Raw genomic sequence first — 3,138 nt, 5'->3', positions numbered from 1 at the left:
CTTGAAAAGAAGAGGATTGAGGAACAGGAAAATTTTTATTTATTATCCCCTTAAAAGGGGAAGCTTTAAACCACAATATTTCGGTAATAATTAATCTCAAACCGTTAAACTACCTGAGAAAAAACTGACTTTTTGGAGATACAGCACTTCTCGCTGCTATGAGCTACACATTTAGCTGGCAAGATTCCCTCACCACAAAAATTTGACTATTCTGCCTTGTACATAATTTGTCTGAAATCTGCTGTATCTAATCAAAAACTGCATAACCTTTTAGCTCTTAGAAATACCTTAATAGCAATAATTATAAACAGGAGGAAATGAAGTTGGTGTTACCTTTGCTGCTACCAATTGGAGAGCCTATCCTTTTATCTGATGGTTCTACCATTATTTTTAATTCAGAAGGTTTTGAAAGATTTTTTCCTGACAGCCAACTACCAATTAGCGGTTTATTCACTCCTTTACAGCAAAATGCAATTGGTGTTTTAGGTTCCACAGTTAACCAGTGAAGACTTTATTTCTATTTAGTACATCAGGAAATTGAAGTAGGGGAGTGGGGGAGTGTAGGGACGTTTAGCTGGCGCACAGCATTCCGGAACGGAAAACGCATTTTTGCCTGTGCAACGTCCGTACGGGAGAAGTAAAAACAACAATAATTAATGCTAAATTTACTCAAACTAACAAAAAAGTAATTAAACTAAGGTAATTACTTAATCACTGAACTTTTACCCAAGTATAGCATTAATGCATGGGAATTGGTATAATATCATCTTAGGTTGAATAGTTACAATTAGAAGCTCTCGTAGAATTGCTCTAGCCCTAAGTATAGATATTTAATGGGCTAGAGCAATTCTACAAACAAAAATTTTTTTATCACTAATTACCCGGACATGATATAATTAGGGTTTACTGATTAAATCTAACAGTATTGATAGATAAAGGCTTTAGCCTTTTTAAGTCTTGAAAAAGTACCTGCTTTTGAGCTGCTTCATGCACGGTTCCCGAAAAATCAAAAAGTTAAGATTTTGGGTTGACTATAAGCAGAAAAATCAAAGGATAATTCTTCCTCCTGCCTCCTCGCTCATTCCGCATTCCTCCTGATTCCTGACTCCTGACTCCTACTCCTACAACTTATACTTTTTCAGGAAACCCTAAATATAGTCTGTGTGGTGAATGTAGGGGCGAATTACCATTCACCCTTACTTCAGCTATACTATTTTCCTTGATTACCAAAATAGGTATCAAAAATTGCTTTGGCAATGGGTGCTGCTCCTACCGAACCGTAACCACCTTCTTCAACTGCAACCGCTACAGCAATTTCAGGATTATAAGCAGGTGCAAAACCGATATACATGGCATTATCAGCTTGCCCTGGAAGTTCCACTGTACCAGTCTTACCCCCAGATAATGGAATACTACCATCATTCAACCGCCTACCAGTACCCTTTCTAACCACATCAATTAATCCCTCTCGTACCGTATTAATAGTAGAAGGTTTTAACCCAGTCTTGATTGATTTAGTAGTAACAGTATTAGTTTGAGAAGCCAATAAATGAGGCTGCACTCGATACCCTCCATTAGCGATCGTACTTACCATCACTGAAGATTCGAGAGGTGTAACCAATACTAAACCTTGACCAATTCCCATAGTCACAGTATCAGCAATATGCCAACCTTCTCCATATATTTCCTCTTTTTCCTTGGGAGTCGGAATTTGACCATGATTACCATTTAATCCGAGTAACTTTAAGTCAATACTGCCACCAATACCTAACTCTCGTCCCCACTTAGAAATTTGTTCAGGACCAATTTTCACAGCCGATTTATAGTAAAATGTATTACTACTGTAAGCTAAAGCATCCCGAAAACCAATTAGTCCATAACCACCACTATGTTCATTAAAGGTGATACCACCAATAGTCACAGAATTGGCAGTTGCAATTTTGGAGTTAGGAGAATATTTGCCAGACTGGAGTGCTGCCACAGAAGTAACAGCTTTGAATGTACTTCCTGGGGGATAACCTTGAAGAGCGCGATTCAGAAATGGTTTACTTGCACCTTGGAGACGTTGCCATTTTTCCTTTGTTACTTTGCCTGCAAATATACTGGGGTTAAATGTTGGTCCGCTTGCCATTGCTAAGACTTCCCCTGTTTTAGGGTTAATGGCAACTGCAGCACCCCGGCGATTTCCCAGTGCTTTTTCTGCTGCTTTTTGGAGGTCGAGATCGATGGTTAATGTTACTGGTTTGCCTGAGGTGGGGTTTTCTACTCCCAACTCTTGAATTTCGTTACCTTTAGCATCAACTTCAATCAAACGATTACCCCAAACTCCTTCCAATGCAGAATTTGCTGAACGTTCGATTCCCATTTTTCCTACGATCATTCCCATTGGATATTTGGGGTTAGCGATTAATTCTTCTTTAGTTGCTTCACCAGTATATCCAAGCAAATGAGCTGCTAAACTGCCATTAGGATAGTGACGAATGTTTTCGGTACGAACTTCTACCCCTCTTGTTTCACTAGCTTTTTCTGCTAATGCTACGAAAGTAGAGCGATCTATATTTGAGGTAATTCTGACTGGTAAGGGCGAATTATAGCCAGTTGCCTCTAACTTGTTGATAATATCAGTAGCTGGAATATCTAAAATTAGACTAAGTTCGGTTGCTAACTCCGACCATTTTGTGGGGGTGTATTCTTGAGGCCATAAATATACAGAGCGAGAGAGACGGTTACTTGCTAATATTCTGCCTTTGCGATCGTAAATTGTACCACGACTTGCTGCTACTGGCATTAGGCGAATGCGGTTGTTGTCTGCACGTTCCCGGTTATATTCTCCCTGAAATAATTGTAATTGCACTATACGATAAGCATTGATGCCAATAAAGTTGGTAATGACTAGCATCATTATGAATGCTTGCACCAACCGATGACGTTTCGAGCTAGTTTGTTGCCCAGAGGTTCTGGCAACAGGGGAAAATTTAGAATATAAACCAAAATCTTGAGCCATTGTTACTGCATGAGTATTTTATCTTTCTTTTTTTTTGCACCCTGCTTTTTCTCTTCTTTGCACCCTGCTTTTCCTCCGGAAGATTAACCATTTTTTATGTTGTAAATTACCAATTATTTAATTATATATTTTTT

At 38.8% G+C, this 3,138-nt stretch carries 2 protein-coding genes; one reads left to right on the top strand and one right to left on the bottom strand.

Annotated features, from left to right (window positions below):
* Positions 1 to 317 precede the first annotated feature (317 nt).
* Positions 318 to 506, top strand: a complete 189-nt coding sequence (locus AFK68_RS04445) for a hypothetical protein (RefSeq protein WP_094671758.1) — start codon at positions 318 to 320, stop codon at positions 504 to 506.
* Between the two features lie 704 nt (positions 507 to 1,210).
* Here AFK68_RS04445 and mrdA read toward each other — a convergent pair.
* Positions 1,211 to 3,004: a penicillin-binding protein 2 gene (mrdA, locus tag AFK68_RS04440; protein WP_094671757.1), complete on the bottom strand. Its 1,794-nt coding sequence runs from the start codon at positions 3,002 to 3,004 to the stop codon at positions 1,211 to 1,213.
* Positions 3,005 to 3,138 lie beyond the last annotated feature (134 nt).

The organism is Hydrocoleum sp. CS-953 (genome assembly GCF_002260545.1).
GTDB lineage: Bacteria > Cyanobacteriota > Cyanobacteriia > Cyanobacteriales > Microcoleaceae > Trichodesmium.
This window is presented reverse-complemented; position numbering and strand designations above follow the sequence as displayed.

Coding starts and splice junctions, on each gene's coding strand:
- AFK68_RS04445 (WP_094671758.1), top strand. CDS start 318: ATGAAGTTGGTGTTACCTTTGCTGCTACCAATTGGAGAGCCTATCCTT.
- mrdA (WP_094671757.1), bottom strand. CDS start 3,004: ATGGCTCAAGATTTTGGTTTATATTCTAAATTTTCCCCTGTTGCCAGA.